The following is a 20,041-nucleotide window of genomic DNA, read 5'->3' on the forward strand; positions in this document are numbered from 1 at the left end:
GACTTTTGATTTCCCGGGCAATCAGCGGGCTTATTCCCCCTGCGATTTACGGCAGACTTCAGGCACCGGTGTTCCCTGCTCGGCCTGTTTTAGGGCAAAAACACTCTGCTCTTCGGTGAATCGTGACTTTTTCATCGGCACATCCTCCGTTCAGGGGAGTCATTATCATGCCGGAATCCTGTTTCTGAATGGGGCAGGATTTTGGGGTAAGGTCAATATTCGGGGTCAGGGTCATAAACGTGGAAGAGACGTGTTTTGGGTGTGCTAATATCTCAGGCATCACACCCATGGCAAACATAATTAGGGCAATCATGGACAGCAAGATGCTTAACGAAATAAGTAAATTTCTAAGTTATATTTTACGTCATAAACCTGACACCATCGGATTGCAACTTGATGTAGAAGGCTGGGCAGATATCAATACTTTGATTCTCGGCGCGGCGAAAGAAGGCCGCGTACTTGATCAGGCAATAATTCAGACAGTAGTAAATAGCAGTGATAAGAAACGTTTTACTCTCTCCGAAGATGGCCAGCGTATTCGTGCAGTTCAGGGACATTCTACACCAGACGTGAACCTTCAATATATGGAGAAAAAACCGCCAGAATTCCTCTACCATGGCACTGCAACACGCTTTCTTGAATCTATTCTTCAGCAAGGATTGATTGCAGGTTCACGTCACCATGTGCATCTATCACAAGACATAACCACAGCCGTAGCTGTCGGACAGCGATATGGAAAGCCTGCGGTGCTAAAAGTTGAAGCCCTGCGGATGCACCAACAGGGATTCAACTTTTTTCAGGCTGAGAATGGCGTATGGTTAACGAACCATGTCCCCAATTTTTTCATATATCAGGAATAGCCATTGTCTTTGTCTTCGACTTGCTCGGCTTTATAGCGGGAAGACTCTTCTTTGGCAGCACTAAACCATTCAGAGAAACCAGAATAAGACAAATTATCCCAAGGACTTAACTTCGGTTTTGAATAATCATAAATCCGGACACCCGTAGTGCCATCCTTACCTCCCCCATCAAAACAAGCAAGAACAACCCAGCCATCATTATACAGCCCTGACTCATCTTGAATAATTGCAAAGGGAACCAGGGCAGCCCCCGAAAACTTCAAAAGCATCGAGCTGTAATAAAAAAGAGATGTCGCCATATCTTTCGATAGAAGCCGCCAAGGCTCTATATCTAAAAACTCATCAGCTAAAACCACATCTAAATAATCAACAGGGAATTCAAAACTATTGGGTAAAATTGGAAGGTCGTACAAAAAAGGCTTCATTATTTAGCACCTCCAGAAATACGTGGTGGTTCTGTTGAACCGTAAGGATTAGAAGTAGAAAACCCCCCTGACTGTTTGTTTATACGACCAGTAATGGCCTCACCCCAAGTATTAAAATTCTGCCACCCTCTAGCCTCTTGAATAGCTGGCGTCAATGGATCATCAAATCCACGGACGCTAGCTTTAACGTCGATCCCCGCCTCTCTGGCCGCGGCAATTCGAGTGTTATCCATGCTAGTCAGCTTGCCATCAGGCATTTTAACGACGTCAACTGGATCACCTTTCCAACCATTAGTCCGCATGCTTTGTACCAAATCGTCGTATGTGTAATTTTTACCCGTGTCTCGGTCAGTTTTATTGAATGAAAAGCTATTTTGCGAGAACCGAATATCATCAGCCGCATGGAATGTGACACTGCCAGCGCCTTTTGTACCTACATCGGCAGTAACTGACGTCGCTTTTCCTACTCCGCCAATCCCCGCCGCGCCCACCTGCGTCAGACCATAAATCCCTTCCGAGTACTCCGGAGAAACGCCCAATCCTTCAAGTAAATACGCACCGCTGGTTTTCTGGTTGATGCCTGACAGGAAACTATTAGCACCCGCGTAAGCCGTATCTATTCCAGAGGCTGCCAGATAAGTACCCGCCAGGCAAGCCACGCCGGTCGTGCACATTGCCATGCCGCCCAGCGCCTGCAGCTCTCCTCCGGTGGTTTGCACCAAACCACCTAAACGCGTCCCCACACCGTAGTGAGATAGCGCATCCCCGGTTTGATCACTAACCGAATACCCGAACATCGGCAAACTGGCGCTGGCATAGCTGCCCATTGCGTAGATCAGCTGGTTGCCGCTCTGTGATGCCAGTAGTGTACGCTCACTGGCATACGCATCACTGTTACCTAACTGTTCCAGCGCCTGCGCTTTCACATAATCCGCAGAACCTTCCGCAAACTCAGCGGAACATTTCACCAGCGCACAGGCCGCCGCTTTCAGACGCGCTTCTTTATCTTTATCCCCCCCGGACAATTGCTTGATCCGGGCTACTTCATCCGGGTGTAACTGGCGGTTATAGCGTTCAGCATCCAGTGAGACGGCTGCGCCGGACTGTGCACCGGTCGTTCCGCCAATAATTCCGCCAATTGCACTACCACTTAACGTGGCGGCCCACTGGGTGATAGCCCCTCTTTCATTGCGGTCCAGTTGTGTGTTGTTACTCAGATAAGTATCGATCATCTGACTAAACGCTTCGCTGCTCATCCCGGCCAACCCGCCGGCCAGCGCATTGCCGCCGCCGAAACTCGCCTGGATTGCACCTATCACACCGTGGATCGCGGCTTTTTCGGGGCTATTCGGTCCCCAGCCCATCGCCTCACCAAGATCACCGGCAGCTGAGTTCGCCATCTGCCCGAACACCGCCGCCAGTTCCTGTTGCTCGGCAATTTTCTTCTCATCGAAGATCTTATCGATATGACCATTGGCGTTGTCGGTATCGCGGCTTAGCCCTGCAATATCCTGCGTCTGCTTCTCACTGTCTCGGATGACGATACTGCCCGCAGCAATGGCCGATTGCGTTGTACCTGAAGCGTCACCGCTGCTCTTAACACCAATAACAGGGACAACGCCGCCGCCGTTAACCCGCTCGCCTTTATTATTTTTTTCCGATGAAAAGCCACCGGCAAGCCCTTGGCTACTGGCACTGTACTGCGCTTCGTTATTGATATCGCTCCAGCCCAACGAACCGGTATCAAGAAGGTTCTTATCGGCTGTTGCAGTGCTCGCTATGACTGCACCACCCAGTTGGGTATGGTTGCCTACCGTAATATCGAACCCTTTATCCCCGGCAAACAACCCGCTTTGCTCACCAACGCTGGCATAGTCGCTGTCGGTTTTACTTTTATTAATACTCAGTGAGGCTGAACCGGTCATTGACCCGAAAGTGAAACTGGCGCCGCCACTCACACTTTTCTGCTGGCTGTGGTACTCGTCAGTATCCTGCAGGCTGGTTATGGTCAGATCGCGCCCCACCTCAGCAGTGATTTTTTCACCCAACACCTGCGCACCGGAAATAACCGTATCCCGTCCGCTGCTCAGGCTCAGCCCATCACTGGCGTTGACCCGCGTATTAACATATTCGGTACTCTTACCGTCAGCCGTTCCTTTTGACTGGTAACCGCTGGCCGACACACCAATTCCCGTTTCCTGACCCAGCGATATATGCACACCGACATTCCAGCCGCTGCTGTTATTCTTACTGGTTTGCTCGGTGTTGTTCGATGCGGCATCCAGCAGCAGATCATTCTGCGCCACAAGGGTGACATTATTGCCCGTCACACCACTGCCGCTGATATGAAGATCACCGCTGGTACCTTTGTTACCCGTAGCCACCAGCGTGGTATTTCCGCCTGCGCTGAGGGTGCTCCCGCGTACCTGATTTTGTGTGGAACTGGATTCAGATGAGCTTTTACTCGAACCTACGCTGAGTTCCACCTTCACGGCGTTCAGATTGCCCTGGGCTACATCAGTCGCCATGGAAGAGGCACCCGCGACAGCTATCCATGCGTTATCTGCTGCCTGCACGGCATACAGCGTTTTCAGCCGTTCGTCGCTGACCTCCCCACTTCGTTTGAGTGTGCTGTTCGCTGCAAGAATGGCATCGGTCACCGGGCTGGACACTGACAATGTCAGACCGCTCTTTTTCTGTTCGTAACTCTCTTTACGTCTCAACAGATCGTTACCGGGGTCAACCACAATTTCGCCCGCGACAACGTTCAGGTTTTTATCGGCAATCACATCCGCGCCGCTGATATGTGCTTTTTCACCCGCGATAATATTTGCGTTACCGCCGGTTGAACCAATAGTGCTGACACTCTGACTTTGCGTGGTGCCATCTTCATTGAGCTGATGTCGCGATTGTGCGCTGCCGATGGTTACACCAAAACCTCCCGTGCCCATCAGCCCGCTTTTTTTAGTCTCGCTCAGGCGGTAGCTGGAACTGGTATCGGTGGCTGCAAGGATATTGACATCTTTCCCCGCTTTCAGCGTCACATCCTCGTCACCGACCACGGATGAACCTTTCACCGTCAGGTCCTGCCCGGCAACAACTGACACCTTGTCGCCACTCAGCTGCGAGGCTTTTTCAGTAGTGGCATAGTCCTCAGCGACCGTGTGCGTGGTCGTGCTGGAGAACAGGTGTTTCTTGGTTTTAGTTTTTTCGTCGTAGCTGTACTGGCTTTCCTGTGCGGTAGTGATATTCACATCCCGCCCGGCGTTCAGGGTCAGGTCGCCGGTGGCCTGTACTTGCGCAGCCTGTGTCGTAATGTCACGCCCGGCGGCAATGCTGGTGCTTCCGCCGCTCACCACTGCTGTCCCTTCCTGCCCGACATTTTCACGGATACTCACGCTTTTGCTGCCGTGGGTTTCGCTGTAGGTGCTGGTCTGCTGCGCGTTCAGGTTGACGTCGCGACCGGCGCTGAGTGAGGCGTTGAGATCGGCGGTCAGTTGCGCCGCCTGCGAGTTCAAATCCCGGCCTGCACTGAGCGTCAGGTCGCCGCCGCTGCTCACCACCGTGCGGGTGGCGTTGTTGCTGTCAGCCTGATTTTTTCCGCTGGTCTGATAGCTGCTCTGGTCCATCGTGTTGAGGTTGATGTCGTTAACTGCTGCCAGCGTGGCGTCGCCTTTAGCGGTCACGGCGCTGCCCGCCACCGTCAGGTCGTGCCCCGCGCTGGCCGATAAATTACCGCCCGCGCTGACCGTGCTGGCCTGGCTGTCGGTGGTCTGCGCGCTGCTTTTCGCCGTGGTTTTGCTGGTGCTGAGCGCGTTGCCGGTGATGTTAACGTCGTTCAGCGCCACCAACTGCAGGTCACTGCCCGCCGTGAGCCGGGCGCCGGTGTTGTTGATGTCGTGACCGGCGGTAAGCGAGAGCCCGTCAGTGGCCGAGATACCGGCCACGTCGCCGGTCTGGGTCTGGCTGAAGGTCAGCTGAGACGTTTTGCTTTTGCTGGTGGTCGGCGCGGCCGTCCACTGCTGCGCCTGCGTGACGTTGTTAATATCGCCGCTGACCGAAGCCAGTGCCACGGTCTGTCCGCTAATCGAAGAACCGATATTATTGATATCACCCAGCGCGCTCAGCTGCAGGCTGCCGTTAGAGGCAATCAGCCCGGCGCTGAGGTTATCCAGCGAACTGCTGCTTTTTGCGGCCAGTTCCGTCTGGGCCTGCAGGGTACTGCCCGCGTTGACGATATGCCCGGCGTCGAGATTGACGGTGTTCCCGGAAATCACGCTGCCGGTCACCGCGTGGGTGTCGTTGGCAGAAAGATAGAGTTTAGGGGCCAGAACCGTCTGGCCGTTGACGGTGGTTTTTTCCCACCAGACGATGCTTTTGGTCAGGGCCGCGACCTGTTCCGGCGACAGGCTAACGCCAAGTTGCAGACCCAGACCGGCCTGCTGTTCGGCGGCGTTATCAATCAGATACTGCATCTGCGCGAGGTCTGACCCTGTGCCGCCGACGTAGCGCTGCCCGGTCTGACTGAGCACGGCGTTATCGACATAACGGGTATCGAAGGCGGCATCGCCGAGGAACTTATAGTCATAGTCCGGCGTCAGCTTCAGCCGGTCCATAAAGTAGGCCGAGCCGAGAAATTTGCTCTCGTCGGTATAGACCGGTGCCGTTTCAATGCGCGGGTTGGACGGCGTGCCGGGCTGAACCGCAGGCGTCAGCGTGCCGGACGTCGGGTGCGCGAGATAATCATTAAGCGCATTAAACAGCGAAGGATCAGTTTTCCCCAGACTGCCCAGTTGCGGGTTGGTAGTGATCAGATACGGGCTGGCAGGATTAGTGCTCGCCACAAACAAACCGTTATTGCCGGTCGGCAGCGGGTAATCCGTCAGCGCAGCGCCCTGATTGCCAATCTGCTTTAACGCATCGGTGACGGAATTGTTCCACTGAACGGATCCGACGGTCAGGTTTTGAGCGGATGCCAGCTGTTTGCTTTGCGAACCGCTGACCGGTTGCAGGCCCGACGTGCCGTTCAGTGACGGTGCGCTTATCGCATGGGATAAACCGCCTGCGTTAGCAGAGGTCGTGGTATTGCTGATGTTATTACTGAAACTGGCGTTAACCGCCCCACCGGCCTGAATAACGGCGCGGAGACCTTCGCCGGTGCTGAGGGTTTCGTAAGCGGGTCCACCGGTTAATGTGTAGGTAAACTTATCCCCTAAATCCGTCCTGTACTCTACCCCCCTTCTTTTCCCTTTCCGGATATCAGGGATAACGGTGGCATCGGCCGGTTGCACCCCTGTTGTGCCACTGTACTGATAGGTCAGGTACTCATTCTCAATGCTGTTTTCATAGGACTGGTTGTTCAGGTTGGTGCCGGAAAGCGTTATGTTGCTTCCGGCAAGAACAGTACTGGCAATATTATCTAACGTGTCGCCAGATATCGTTAAATTGCGGTTTGCGGCAATGCGGCCCGGCCCGCCGCTGGCAATGGCGGTTACAGTGGAAGTACCTACAAGAAATTTTCTGTCAGAGGCAGCTTTCGTAGGCGCTAAACCAACAAAAGTATATTCTTCTTCAGCGCCGTCTCCTTTGCCATTGCTCCCACCGGTGTGACGCCAGCCCGTTCCGGTATAAACCCCAATTTCATCATCATCTAACAAGCCGAGCTGAATGCTCATCGTGGCCTGCCCCAGCGATGCCGGGCTATTCGCCGCCTGATAGGTACTCGACGTGCTCAACCCGTCCCGCTGATTCAGCAGATGCCCGGTATTGATGGTGATATCGCCGTTAGTAGTCTCAATATCCCCCGACGTGTTGACCACTTCGCTGTTGGCGTTGCCCGCCGCGTCCCGCTGCAGCCACAGGCTGTTGCCTGCCAGAATATCGCCGTAGTTATTGTGAATACTGTCGGCCAGCAACTGCATGTTGTTACCGGCGTACAGCAGCGCGCTGTTGGTCAGTTGGCCGCCAGCGGACATCACCACGTTGCCCGCCCCGCCGACAAAGCCGCTGTTGTTAAGCACGCCACGGCTGGCCAGGCGGATATCCCCGCCGGACTGCACGCTGCCGCTGCCGTTGAGCTGGATGTTGCCGGCGTCCACGCCCACCGAGCCACCGCCGCCGCGCAGCTGACCGCTGTTGGTAAAGTTGCCCGTGGAACTGAGCTGGATGCCGTTGCCCTGCAGGGTGCCGAGCACGTTCAGGTCGCCCTGCGTGCTGAGGCTGAGGGTCTGCCCCGCGGCCAGCGTGCCGGTCTGGGTAAAGCCCGAACCGAGTTGCAGCGTCATATCCCCCAGCGCCAGCAGGCTGCCCGCCTGATTGAGCACCGGCGTCACCAGCGTCAGGTTGCCTGCGCTGTAGAGTTTTCCGCCCGCCTGGTTGTCGGCGTTCTGAACGTTAAGCCCCAGCGACTGGCTGCCCAATACAGTGCCGGTGTTATGCAGTTCGTTACCGGTCAGCGTCAGCCGGTCGCCCTGAAGCTGGCCCTGATTGGTCATCTGCGTGACGTTCAGCGCGCTGTCGCCCTGTCCGGTCAGCGTACCGCTGTTGGCAAGCGTGCCGCCGGTCAGGGTCAGGCCCTGCGCCTGCAGCGTGCCGCTGTTGGTCAGCACCGGTGCAGACACCGTCAGCCTGCCGCCGGTCAGTAAGGTGCCCTGATTATTGAGGTTACCGGTGAGGGTCAGATGAGTGACGCCGTCGCCCTGCATCTGGCCCTGATTGAGCAGCGTCTGTGCGCCCAAATCTAACGTGCCCTGACTGCGTACGGTGCCGCCGCTCAGGTTGGTGATGCCGTTTTGAACCGTGCCCTGCAGGCTTTGCTGGCCCTGTAACTGCCCGGCGTTTAAAATGCTGTTGGTGGTGAGCGTCAGGTTACCGGCCTGAAGCGTACCGCTGTTAGCAATATTCCCGGCGTTCACCGTGGCGCTGCCGCCGCTGAGTAATGTGCCGCCCTGCTGAACCTGAAGTTGCCCGCTGAGCGTGGCCGTAAGCGCGCTGACACCGCTGATGCCGCCGCTGCTGGTCAGCGAACCGCCGGTCAGGGTCAGGTTATCCGCCGACCAGCTCCCCTGATTATTCAGGTTCGCCGCCTGCAAAATAGCCAGACCGGTGGAGATGATTTTGCCCTGCGCCTGCGTGTTGAGCGCACCGGTCAGGTTGAGGTTCGCGCGCGAAGCGGTCTGGATAGCGCCGTTAAGATCTAACTGCCCGGCGTGTACATCGGCGCTGTCGGCCTGCCAGTTGCCGTTGTTGGTGACGTGCGCGGCGGTGACGGTGAGTGCGCCCTGCGTCAGCATCTTGCCGGACGTGGCGTTGGTTAAATCCTGCTGCAGTTGCGCCGTCAGGCCCTTCAGGCCAATCAGGTTGCCGCTGTTGTCCGCGTTGTTCGCCGTAAGCGCCAGCGTGTCGCCCTGGATTTGCCCCTGATTGGTCAGATGGTCAGCCGTCACCGTGGCGGTTTTATCGCTGAGCAACTGGCCACTGTTTTCCAGCGTGGCGGCGTTCACCGTGACGTTACCGGATGAGAGCAGGCTGCCGCTGTTGGTGAGGTCACCCTGCATCTGCGCGTTCAGGCCATTCGTGCCTAATGCCGTGCCGCCGTTGGTCAGGCTGTTGCCGGTAAGAGTAAGCTGGCTGCCCTGTAAACGTCCCTGATTCTGGGTATCACCCACCCGCACCCCCAGCGTGCCGCCGGACAATACCTGCCCCTGCGCGCCGTTGGTTAAGGTGCTGGCGGTAAGCGTGGTGCCGCCGTTGCCCTGCATCAGCCCGTTATTGCTGATACCCGTGGCATTCACGCCGACCGTTTGTGCCAGAAGCTGGCCGCTGTTGGTCACAACCGGTGCCGTCACGGTCAGACCATTACCCGCCGATATCACGCCGGTGCCCTGATTGGTCAGGCTGCCGGTGACATTCACGCCGACGTTACCGCCCGACACGTTGCCCTGATTGACCAGCGTCTGGCCTTCCAGCGTCATCTGGCTCAGCGCAGACAGGCTGCCTTGCTGCTGCAAGGTACCGGCTTTCACATGCAGGCCGTCGTCGGCGGTGATGGCACCGTTGTTGGTCAGCGAGGTGGCGGTGATATCCACATTGTCCGCGCCCAGCGCCGCGCCGTTGGTCAGCGTACCGGCCTGAACTGTCAGCGTGCCCGGTGTCACCAGTTTCCCGGCCAGATCGGCTTTTTCAGACGCACTGATCCCCAGCGCGTTTTTACCCTGCGTCTGCGAGCCGTTGCCGGTGGTGAGCTGTTGCGTGGTCAGCGCCGCGTTGCCGTCGGCGGAGAGAAAACCGTTTAAGTTCGCAGTATCAGTCTTCAGATCCACATCGCCCTGGCTGGACTGTACCGATCCGGCGCGGGTGGTTAGCGCGGTGGCGTTAAGCGTTGCCCCCTGCGTGCCGGTCAGCGTGCCGCCCAGATCTGCCTGGGCGGTATTGAGCGTAAACTGACCATCGGCCAGTAAGGTTGCCGTATCACCGTTGGTCACGCCGTCCCGCGCGTTCAGTATGATGTCGCCGCGGGTACCGGTCAGCCCCTGATTGTTGAGCTGATTCAGGGTCAGCGTCTGGTCACCGCCGGACTGCGCCGTGCCGTTGTTATTGAAAGTGTCGCCGTCAAGCTGCTGCGTGCCGAGGGACTGCAGCAGGCCGTTATTGGTCAGGGTGCCGAAGCTGAACTGGCCGTTGCGGTTGGCGGCCAGCGTACCGCCGTTGCTGAAATCGTGTGCGGTAAAGTGCAGGTCACGCCCGGCGATCAGGCTGCCGGACCACTGCCCGCCGCTGGCAACCGTGGCCTGCACGTCATTTTGCGCCGAGGTTTTACCACCCTGTGCGGCATTAAGCTGGTCAGCGTTAATCGAAAGAGTATTGCCCGCGCTGGTGGTGCCGTCGAGCTGCTGCTGCGCGGCAGATAACTGCATATCTCCCGTGGAGGCCAGCGAACCGCTGCCGGTCACCTGCAATGTGCCGCCACCGGCTTGCAACGTGTTGCCGTCGAGCGCACCGGCCAGCGTGGCGCTGCCGGTTGCCGTCAGGGATAAATCTTTATCGCTGTGAACGGACCCCTGCGCCCCGACGGACAGATCCGTAGCGTTCAGGCCCACGTTGCCGGAGGTCGACAGCTGGCCGCCCAGCGCCTGCTGCGCGGCATTGAGCTGAATATCGCCGAGGCTGGTGATCAGCGAGTGTTGCCCGGCGTTCAGGGAAGTACTGTTGAGCGTCAGGCCATTTTTGCCGGTCAGTGTACCGTCCACGTTCATCTGACCGCCGCCGATGTTCAGCCGGTCACCGGCAAACAGCGAGCCTTGTTCACCCACGTCCATCTGGTCCGCAACCTGTAAATCCAGCCCCTGCTGCGAGCCGATCAGCCCCTGATTGCTGAGGGTATTAGCGGTGATGTTTTGCGCGCCGCCGGACTGCATTTTGCCGCTGTTGTTCAGGGCCGACGCACTGACGGTCTGTGCGCCCTGCGCCTGGATCAGCCCGCCGTTGGTCAGCGTTTGTGCCCGCAATTGTGCGTTACCGCCCGCCACCAGTGTGCCGTTGCTGGTGAGGTCACCCGCCGATGTGAGCGCCATATCGCCGCCCGACTGCTGGGTACCGTTAAGGGCGATGGCCTGCGCATTCGCCGTCAGCTTGCCGGTGGCGGTCGCATTACTCAGCGTCAGCCTGCCGCTGGCATCAATCTGCATATCGCCGACCGAGGCGTTCAGGTTGCCGAGGTTGACCCCGACGCCTTTGTCGCTGGAGACCAGATGAATGCGGTTGGCGTACATGCCGCCGAGTGCGCCGGTGTCAATTGCCACCGCCGGTACGCCTGCGCCGGATATCGGCGTGGCATTACCCTGCGCATCGACGTGATTGGCACCCAGGGTGACGTTCAGGTCTCTGGCGTACAGCCCGGCGTTAATCTGCGCGGCGCGGGAAATCAATGAAAAAGAATCGCTCGTGCGGGCATCCAGCCCCTGACCTTCAACGGTGATCGCACCCTGCGTGACCTCGAGGGACTGCAGCGAGCCGTCCGCATTCAGCACCGGTTTACCGGTGGTCAGCGTGGCGTTCGGGGTGTTGAGGAAGCCGCAGCCGTTACAGGTGATGCCGTAGGGGTTGGCGACCATGACGTTGGCGGCTTTTCCCGCGACTTCCATGTAGCCGTTAAGCTGTGAAGGGTTCGACGACACCACTTCGTTAATGATGCCCTTCGCTTCCTGACCTGCCGTAAGATTGGGGTTGTTCTGGATCAGCCCGCCCAGCTGAGTCCGGGGCAGTTTGCCGGTGGCGTTGTTGAGAATGAGGCCCTGCTGGCCGACGTTGAAATCGTTGTATTTGTTATGCGAAATCCCGGCCTGATTCGGGGTGGCGATGTTCACCACCGGCACGCCGTTACCCGCCTGATCGGTGCGGGTGTTGCCTTCGGCTACCGTGATACCGGCCGCAAATGCGGGCATCACCGGTTGCCAGACCAGCCACCCCATTAGCCCGTAGGCCAGTGCCTTACGCCATAACGCGACCGGTTGCTCTGTGATCGATTTCATCGCCGAATTCCTTCTCTCTTATGTAGAGTTACAACGCTAAAGTGCAAAGCCGATACGGTAGTAGACCGTGACGCGATCCGGTGCCAGTGAGTCCGGATAGCTCAGCGGCCAGCCGACGGTAAACTGGCTGGAGAAATGTGCGTTACTGCTCGATAAACCCACCGCCCCGCCCCATAAGGTGCCGGACGCATTGGTGTCGTGATTGCTGCGTTGCAGGTAGCCGCCGTCAAGCGCGGTCACGGCGCTGATTTGTCCGAGCACCGGCAGCGTGAACAGTTGGGTATCCAGCTCATTACGCCAGTAGCCGCCGTTGTCGCCGGAGAGGTATTGCTCTTTGAACCCCCGCACCGAGCTTTCACCGCCAATCGTCAGGCGTTCGCTGCCGTAAAGACGGTCATCGCCCCACTGGCCGTAGGCGCTGGTCAGCCAGGTAATGCGTTGCGTGACAGGCCGGTAATAGCTGGTGGACAGCGTCCATTTAGAGAACTCCGCGCGCGGGGCATCCGGATTTTTATCTTCATCGCTTTCGCCGCCAAACCACGCCACGCCACGGCTGAACGCCGGGTTGAGCGTGGCGTATCCGCCCCAGAGTTTCTGGCTGTGATTAATGCCTGCGGTCCAGCTGGTCAGGCTGCGGGTGCTGCTTTCCAGCGGGGCATCGTTGAGATAATTTCGGTTGAGGCGGTGCGTCAGCCCGAGGCTGGCGGCGGTTTTCATGTCGCCGTTGCGAAACAGTACGCGGGAAAGGGTGAAGCGGTGCGCCTGGCTGTCGCCGGTGGAGCGCCACAGATAGCCCTGCGATTCAATGGTGCTCAGGTAGTCGCTGTAGCTGTAGTTGTAATCAAACAGCCAGTAGCCGTAAGGCAGATTGACGCCCGCCTGCACGCTTTTCGCGTCGTGGTCGCTTGCGCCGTCGCTGCTGCGTGACGCGCTGACAAACCACTGGTCCGCCAGCCCGAGCAGGTTATTGCCGGTCAGCGAGCCGCTGACCTGTCCGGTGCCGGTGCTTTTCTGCCCTGAGTTATCAAAACCGGCGCTGGCCTGCAGGGGAAGCTCAGGCTTTGAGGTGAGGTTGACGATGGAGTATCCTGGCTGGCTGCCGGGCTGGATTTCAATCTGCACCGGCGTTTTGCGCAGCCGGTTAATCTGCTCCATCCCCTGTTCGATATCACGCAGGTTAAGGATATTGCCGGTCAGCCCCGGAAACGCCATCGCCAGCATTGCGCCGCGCTGGTTTTCCATTTTGATGGCTTCGAGTTTGCCTTCCATCACCGTGAGTTGCAGCGTGCCGGAAGATAAATCCTGTTCGGTGAGAAACGCGCGGCTGGTGATGTAACCCTGGCCGATATACCAGTCGGAGACCTGTTTCACCAGGGCATTAATCTGGCCAATGCCGAGGCACTGTTGCAGATAGGGTTGAGTCAGTTTTTGCTGTATTCGCGCGGGCATATGGTCTGCGCCGCTGAGGGTAATGTCGTGAATATCGAAGCACGGGCCGCCGGGTTGCGCTGGGGTTTGCGGTGCGGGTGTTATCGGTGTGCTGCGCTCCAGTTCCTGACGCTGCTGCTGGTTCTGCTGCAGAAGTTGCCGCTGCTGCTGTTCGATACTGTCGCGGTCGGCGGGGCTGAGCGGCGCGGCCTGCACGGCAAGGGAAAATATCACCGGTAGCATCAGCAGACAGGAAACGCGCCATCGCTGGGCAAGACGCACGTACGCTGAAACAGTGCGGGCTAATGGTGTAACAGTGCTTATGATTTCCATATCCGCTGTTTTCTCGGGCCTGCACCACTTTGCTGTATGCCTCAAAAACACAGCATCAGAAATGGCTATGGCATTGATCTAAGATTAAACATTCACCTCCTATCGGCAGGGATAAAATTTACTTTAGGCATTTTTTTTAAATTTCCGTAAAAAATTCTACAAGAGAAAAAATTGAATCATAAGAAATTATGATTTGTAGGGGTATTCATCCCGTTTATGCTGCCTGCAGGGTTACCGGTCTTTTCCAGGTATTTTCGTATGCTTAAAAAAAACAGAATTCAGACAATGAAAGTCAGACGTTTCGTTTAACAGCCCTCCGCTTATTTAAAATCCAGTTTAATATTCTGGCAAAATAAGCCATAAAAAAAGCCAGAGGATTTCTCCTCTGACTTTTTGGCATAACGTCCCGAAAGGAAGTTACAGACCGTACACCAGGTTTACAGACGTCACGGTATCGGTTTTATCCGGCGCGCTGGCTGGTGGCTTGGTGTTATAGGTGACGTCATACGCCACTTTCAACGAGAAGTGGGAGTTGATCGCAACGGTCAGCGCGGTTTCTGAGTTCAGCGTCGTTTCGTCGTTCGCTAATACAGACACACCCTGCGTGAAGCGCGCAGTATCGCTGATCTGATAACCGTAAGTGCCTGAGGCATAAGCCAGCGCACGGGTGGTGTTACCGCCCTGTTCGAACTCATCATGACGTACACCCGGACCGGCTTCCAGATTCAGTGTATGAACCGGACCGCTCCAGATCTGACGTCCATAACCGACGGCACCCACAGTACGTGAACGGTAACCGTTATAACGGTCACTCAGCCAGCTGCCCTGACCGAAAACATAGTTCGCGTTGTCAAGGTTATAACGTGTACGGCCACCGGCCTGATACTTCTCGGAGGAACGCACACCGGAAGAAGAGGTATTACGCGCAGAACCCCACAGGCTGTATGCCGTGTTGGTATCAAACCAGGTCATGGTGGTATCAGCATTCAGCGTGGAGTTGCTGGTGTTACCGGTTTGCGCACTGTAACCCGCCTGAACATTGCCCTCGAACGGCTTTTTCGCCTGAGCAGGGTCATCTAACGCGGTGAAAATGGTGGTGTCTGCAAGGCTTGAAATACTGAACAGCGCTGCACCGCAGACTACGGCACAAGCTGGTAAACGACGAACAACCCGAAAAAACATTTTGTTTCCCCAATAGGACTTAAGGCAAATAACGACACTGGAACCACACGATTTATGCCATTAATTAGGATCCGTTAATCAAGCCTGGCAACTCCATTTCGATGGCATATGCATACAAATATTTCTACCGCAACAAATATAACGCACTCAGCCCAGGATATCTTAATAAAGCGGCTTTTTTGGATAGTTCCGAGTGACATATATTTCCGGCAATAGAAACATACGAAATCATTACAATCCTGTTCATTGATTTTTTATTCCAATGAGGGGCGAAAATGATTTATTACGCGCCACACTTTACTTCTTCCTGCCGCTTTGGTTCGAAATATTGCGAGCCGGCAGCGTACAGATTTCCGCCTAACTCGTCGCTGAATCTTGTCCTTTTGAGTAATGCGGGGTAGTTTTACCCTGATAACGTCTTATTTTTGCCTCGGGTTCCTCGAAGGCAGCCTTCAGGAGGAGTAGTCATGGCTTTACAACAAGAGATTATTCAGGCTCTGCACGTTAAACCCCACATCGATGCCGCACAGGAAGTTCGTGTCAGCGTTGATTTTCTCAAAAGTTACCTGCTGGCCCACCCGTTCATCAAGACACTGGTTCTGGGTATCAGCGGCGGGCAAGATTCTACTCTTACCGGCAAACTTTGCCAAACAGCAATTAATGAATTACGTGCACAAACCCATGATGGCGACTACCAGTTCATTGCCGTGCGCTTGCCGTATGGCGTGCAGGCGGATGAATCGGACTGTCAGGATGCCATTGCGTTCATTCAGCCGGATCAGGTTCTGACCGTCAATATCAAAAATGCTGTCCTGGCGAGCGAAGCGACCTTACGTGAAATTGGCATTGAACTGAGCGATTTTATTAAAGGGAACGAAAAAGCCCGTGAGCGCATGAAAGCGCAGTACAGCATCGCCGGGATGAAAAAAGGCGTGGTCGTCGGGACGGATCATGCCGCCGAAGCCGTAACCGGTTTCTATACCAAATATGGCGATGGCGGTACGGATATTAATCCCCTTTTCCGTCTGAATAAACGTCAGGGGAAAGCACTGCTCAGGGAAATGGGTTGCCCGGCGCATCTGTATACAAAAGCCCCGACGGCGGATCTTGAAGACAACCGCCCTGCCTTGCCGGATGAAGCCGCGCTCGGTGTAACCTATGATTTGATCGACGACTATCTGGAAGGCAAGAAAATCGACGATAAATATGCCGCCATTATTGAGGGCTGGTACCTGCGCACTGAGCATAAACGTCAGCTGCCGGTAACCGTATTTGATGATTTCTGGAAGAAAAAATAAGCCTTCCGTCATGGCTTAGCTACCGGGCACCTGCGGGTGTCCGGATTTATTCACCGTGCTCACCGGTCTGATTATCACAAGCTTCTTTCCATTCATTAACGAAATCATTACCCTTAGCGTCCTTCCGGATGACTGACAGTGATGTTTTCAATGCAAAAATTTCTTTTCCTGCTGCTGAGTATGGTGCTGCTTGGCCCTTTAGGTATTGATTTATACCTGCCTGCCATTCCCGCCATTGCACTCGGTTTACAGAGCACCGAGGCGGTGATCCAGTCCTCAATTTCATTATTTATTCTGGTGATGGGGCTCGGACAGCTGGTGGCCGGTCCGCTGGTTGATAAATGGGGTCGTCGCCCGATCGCCATTATCGGCGTTGTGGTGTATCTGGCGGGTGCAATCGTTGCCGCGACGTCCGTCACACCGTGGATGTTTTTATTATCCCGCGTCATTCAGGGGCTGGCTGTCTGCTGCACGTCCGTGGTGATTTTCAGCAGCGTGCGCGACCGGATGAGTGGCAATGAGGCCGCCCGCGCATATGGTTTTCTCAACGGCACACTGAATATTATCCCTGCACTGGCCCCGCTGATCGGCGGCCTGATCGCCCAGTATTATGGCTGGCGTGCACCTTTCTGGGCATTGGCCGGTTATACGCTGGCGGTGATGTTGCTGGTGATATTCAAACTACCGGAGACACGCCCTGCTGATACCCAGACCAACAGCGGTCTGCCTTTCCGTCAGTATGCCCGCATTTTGTTCAACGCCCGCTTCGTGACCTTTGCACTGGTAAATGCCGGCGCCATGGGGATGGCGCTGACGTATGTATCGCTGGCACCGACCGTATTGATGAACATCGCCGGGCTGACGCCATTGCAATTTTCGCTGGTATTCGGGGCGAACGGCTTCTGGATTATGGCGGTGAGTTTTATCGCCAACCGCATTATTCATAAAGTGGGACGCCCGGTTTGTCTGACTGCCGGCGGCATTCTTATGTTTGCCGGTTGCCTCGGGCTGATTGCCGGTATTACGCTGGTTTCACCTGCAGACCAAACCGCCACCTGGCTGTATATGCTGCCGGTCGCCAGCGCCTGTGCCGGTCTGGCGTTTCTGGTGGGTCCGGCCACCAGTTATGCACTGGAACCGTTCTCCGGCGAAGCAGGCGTTGCTTCAGCCCTGGTAGGTTCGGTGCAAATGGCGGGCGGTGCACTACTCGGTTTTATCGCCATGGCATTACCGTTACAGCCTAAACTGAGCCTGTCGCTGGTGATGCTGGCAGGCGGATGTCTGGCAGTGCTGGCACGTCGTGCGAGCAAAAAATCGACGGGCCGTCTGACCCGCCTGGAACCGTAATACTTTCTAACCGATTGTCGATACCGGTACGCGGGGTGCCAGCGCACTCAGCAATTCGTAGCCCAGCGTACCGGCCGCCGTTGCCACTTCATCCACCGGTAAATTATTTCCCCACAACTCAACCGGCGAACCAATCTGTGCCTGCGGACAGGGTGTTAAATCCACGGCCAGCATATCCATTGAAACCGTGCCGACCGTCGTTGTTCGCACGCCATCAACCCAAACCGGCGTACCGGAAGTGGCATGGCGCGGATATCCGTCTGCATAACCACAGGCCACCACGCCGATGCGCTGAGGCCGCGTGACACTGTAACGCCCGCCGTAACCCACCCGTGCGCCGGCGTTAAGCTCCTGTATGGCGATCAGCTCACTGTTAAGCGTCATCACCGGTTGCAGGCCGGTATGCGCAATATCTTTCCACTCACCGCTCGGCGACGCACCATAGATAATAATTCCCGGGCGGATCCAGTCATGATGCGTATGCGGATGCCACAACGTCGCAGCGGAATTCGCCAGACATCGCGGGCCGCGGATATTCTGCCCGGCGAGGTTAATCGCAGCCATCTGCGCGTCAACCCCCTCCACGCTGTCAGCAGTGGCGAAATGGCTCATCAGCGTCATTTCTCCCACCTGCTTCAGCTCGCGTAACTGCTGCCAGACATCCCCGGCACGTTCCGGCGCAAAACCCAGACGGTTCATACCACTGTTTACTTTCAGGTAGATATCGACCGGCTGGCTGACGCTGGCATGTGCAAGGGCTTTTATTTGCCATTCGCTGTGTACGGACGTGGTCAGACGATATTGATCAACCCTCGTCAAATCCTCAGCCGTAAAAAAACCTTCGAGCAGTAATATCGGCCCCTGCCAGCCGGACTCACGCAATAAAATAGCTTCATTGAAATCAAGCAACGCGAAACCATCGGTGGCCGATAAACTGCGCCAGATACGGGAAATACCATGACCGTAACCGTTCGCTTTCACCACCGTCCAGACTTTACTGCGAGGGGCAAAGCCGCGAATGAGGTGTAAATTATGGGTTAATGCAGACAGGGATAATGTGGCTGAAATCGGGCGTGGCATACCGGCTCCGGCAATAAGCAAAGTAAAACCCATACAATGTCAGTCACCGTATGGGATGGGATTACAGCAGATTCAGCCTACCGGATGCATGTTATGCGGACCTGCCGGACGGGCGATGAAATCCGGGCTGTAACGCTCAACCGACAGATCATCGGACGGGATCGCAGGCGTCACGCCGGACATAATATCCGACAGCAACTGCCCGGAGCCACAGGCCATCGTCCAGCCGAGCGTCCCGTGGCCGGTATTGAGATACAAATTCTTAATGCGCGTACGTCCGACAATCGGCGTGCCATCCGGTGTCATCGGTCGTAACCCCGTCCAGAAGGTTGCCTGTCCGACATTACCGCCGTGAGGATAGAGATCTTTCACCACCATCTCCAGCGTTTCACGGCGCGCCTGCGCCAGCTTCAGGTTGAAGCCGACAATCTCCGCCATCCCCCCCACGCGGATGCGGTTATCAAAACGGGTGATGGCAATTTTGTAGGTTTCATCAAGCACGGTAGACACCGGTGCAGAGGCCGGATCGGTAATCGGAATGGTCAGCGAATAGCCTTTCAGCGGATAAACCGGAATGGCGATCAGATCGCGCAACAACGCAGTCGAATATGAACCGAATGCCACAACGTAAGCATCCGCCCTGACGATCTCATTGCCACACTGCACGCCGGTGATCTCGCCATTTTCAACATGCAGCTTATCTACCGTGCGGTTGAATTCGAAAACAACGCCCGCCTGACGCGCCATATCGGCCAGTTTACGGGTAAACATCTGGCAGTCACCGGTTTCATCATTAGGTAAACGCAGGCCACCGGTCAGTTTGTGCGCGACCTGTGCCAGCGCCGGCTCTGCGGTCGCCAGCTGGCTGGATTCGAGCAACTGATACGGCACACCGGCGTCTTCCAGCACGGCAATATCTTTCGCTGCACTTTCGAACTGCTGTGCGGTACGGAAAAGCTGCAATGTGCCGCCCTGCCGGCCCTCGTACTGAATGCCGGTGTCGTCACGCAGCGCTTTCATGCAGTCACGGCTGTATTCCGCCAGACGAACCATGCGGCTCTTGTTAGTCTGATAATGGTCCATATTGCAGTTACGCAACATTTGCCACATCCATTTCAGCTGAAACTGCGTTCCGTCGAGACGGATCGCCAGAGGCGCATGCTTCTGGAACATCCATTTAACGGCTTTGACCGGAACACCCGGAGCCGCCCATGGCGCGGCATAGCCCGGTGAGATCTGTCCCGCATTGCCCGCGCTGGTTTCTTCTGCCGGGCCTGGCTGACGATCAATGACCGTCACCTGATGGCCCGCTTTAGCCAGATACCATGCACTGGCGACACCGACCACACCACTGCCTAAAATCACCACACGCATATCGACTCCACTCCGCGACAAAACAAAGCATAATATTCTGATGACAGGAAATTAACCTGACTAAGAAAAATCACCAACACAGCCACTCATAACCGTGAGGTCTTTCACATTTATTTATCGTTCATGACAGCATTTTTTTCAATAGCCACAAATAAATAACGATATTTCGCAACATTCTGGCCATC

General features: G+C 56.0%; 9 protein-coding genes and 1 pseudogene. 3 read left to right on the forward strand and 7 right to left on the reverse strand.

All coding sequences use genetic code 11. The features are described 5' to 3' along the window. Nucleotides 1–45: 45 nt before the first annotated feature. A pseudogene (locus EVX52_RS25460) lies at nucleotides 46–135 on the reverse strand (transposase); the annotation flags it as partial. A gap of 176 nt (nucleotides 136–311) precedes the next feature. On the opposite strand from EVX52_RS25460, the gene EVX52_RS05610 reads away from it, so the two are divergent. Then, nucleotides 312–860 (forward strand): RNA 2'-phosphotransferase, encoded by a 549-nt coding sequence (locus EVX52_RS05610; RefSeq protein ID WP_129952107.1) that lies wholly within the window; start codon nucleotides 312–314, stop codon nucleotides 858–860. Here the strand turns inward: EVX52_RS05610 and EVX52_RS05615 are convergent. The 4 genes from EVX52_RS05615 to EVX52_RS05630 form a co-directional block, all read right to left on the reverse strand. Beyond that, nucleotides 851–1,285, reverse strand: a complete 435-nt coding sequence (locus EVX52_RS05615) for a hypothetical protein (RefSeq protein ID WP_013575348.1) — start codon at nucleotides 1,283–1,285, stop codon at nucleotides 851–853. The two genes, EVX52_RS05610 and EVX52_RS05615, sit on opposite strands and share 10 nt — an antisense overlap. After that, entirely contained in the window at nucleotides 1,285–11,814 is a 10,530-nt protein-coding gene (locus EVX52_RS05620) for a hemagglutinin repeat-containing protein (RefSeq protein WP_129990804.1), read from the reverse strand. The genes EVX52_RS05615 and EVX52_RS05620 overlap by 1 nt, the downstream gene beginning before the upstream one ends. A gap of 36 nt (nucleotides 11,815–11,850) precedes the next feature. Then, nucleotides 11,851–13,485: a ShlB/FhaC/HecB family hemolysin secretion/activation protein gene (locus tag EVX52_RS05625; protein WP_165385163.1), complete on the reverse strand. Its 1,635-nt coding sequence runs from the start codon at nucleotides 13,483–13,485 to the stop codon at nucleotides 11,851–11,853. A 507-nt stretch (nucleotides 13,486–13,992) separates the two neighbouring features. Then, nucleotides 13,993–14,757, reverse strand: a complete 765-nt coding sequence (locus tag EVX52_RS05630) for a YdiY family protein (RefSeq protein ID WP_129951128.1) — start codon at nucleotides 14,755–14,757, stop codon at nucleotides 13,993–13,995. Between the two features lie 467 nt (nucleotides 14,758–15,224). Between EVX52_RS05630 and nadE the strand changes: the two genes are divergently transcribed. Next, nucleotides 15,225–16,055, forward strand: coding sequence for an ammonia-dependent NAD(+) synthetase (nadE, locus tag EVX52_RS05635; RefSeq protein WP_129990805.1), 831 nt, complete (start codon nucleotides 15,225–15,227; stop codon nucleotides 16,053–16,055). Between the two features lie 150 nt (nucleotides 16,056–16,205). Then, a complete protein-coding gene (locus tag EVX52_RS05640) occupies nucleotides 16,206–17,402 on the forward strand; it encodes a multidrug effflux MFS transporter (RefSeq protein WP_129990806.1) in 1,197 nt (398 codons plus the stop codon). 6 nt (nucleotides 17,403–17,408) lie between these two features. Here the strand turns inward: EVX52_RS05640 and dadX are convergent, their stop codons facing one another. Together dadX and EVX52_RS05650 are read right to left on the reverse strand one after the other, a co-directional pair. Further along, nucleotides 17,409–18,482, reverse strand: coding sequence for a catabolic alanine racemase DadX (gene dadX / locus EVX52_RS05645; RefSeq protein ID WP_129951125.1), 1,074 nt, complete (start codon nucleotides 18,480–18,482; stop codon nucleotides 17,409–17,411). Between the two features lie 72 nt (nucleotides 18,483–18,554). Next, nucleotides 18,555–19,856 carry a D-amino acid dehydrogenase gene (locus EVX52_RS05650; protein WP_129990807.1) on the reverse strand — a complete coding sequence of 434 codons (1,302 nt, stop codon included), beginning with the start codon at nucleotides 19,854–19,856 and terminating at the stop codon, nucleotides 18,555–18,557. Between the last annotated feature and the right edge of the window lie 185 nt (nucleotides 19,857–20,041).

Source organism: Rahnella sp. CFA14(1/10) (assembly GCF_004195095.1).
Lineage (GTDB): Bacteria > Pseudomonadota > Gammaproteobacteria > Enterobacterales > Enterobacteriaceae > Rahnella > Rahnella perminowiae.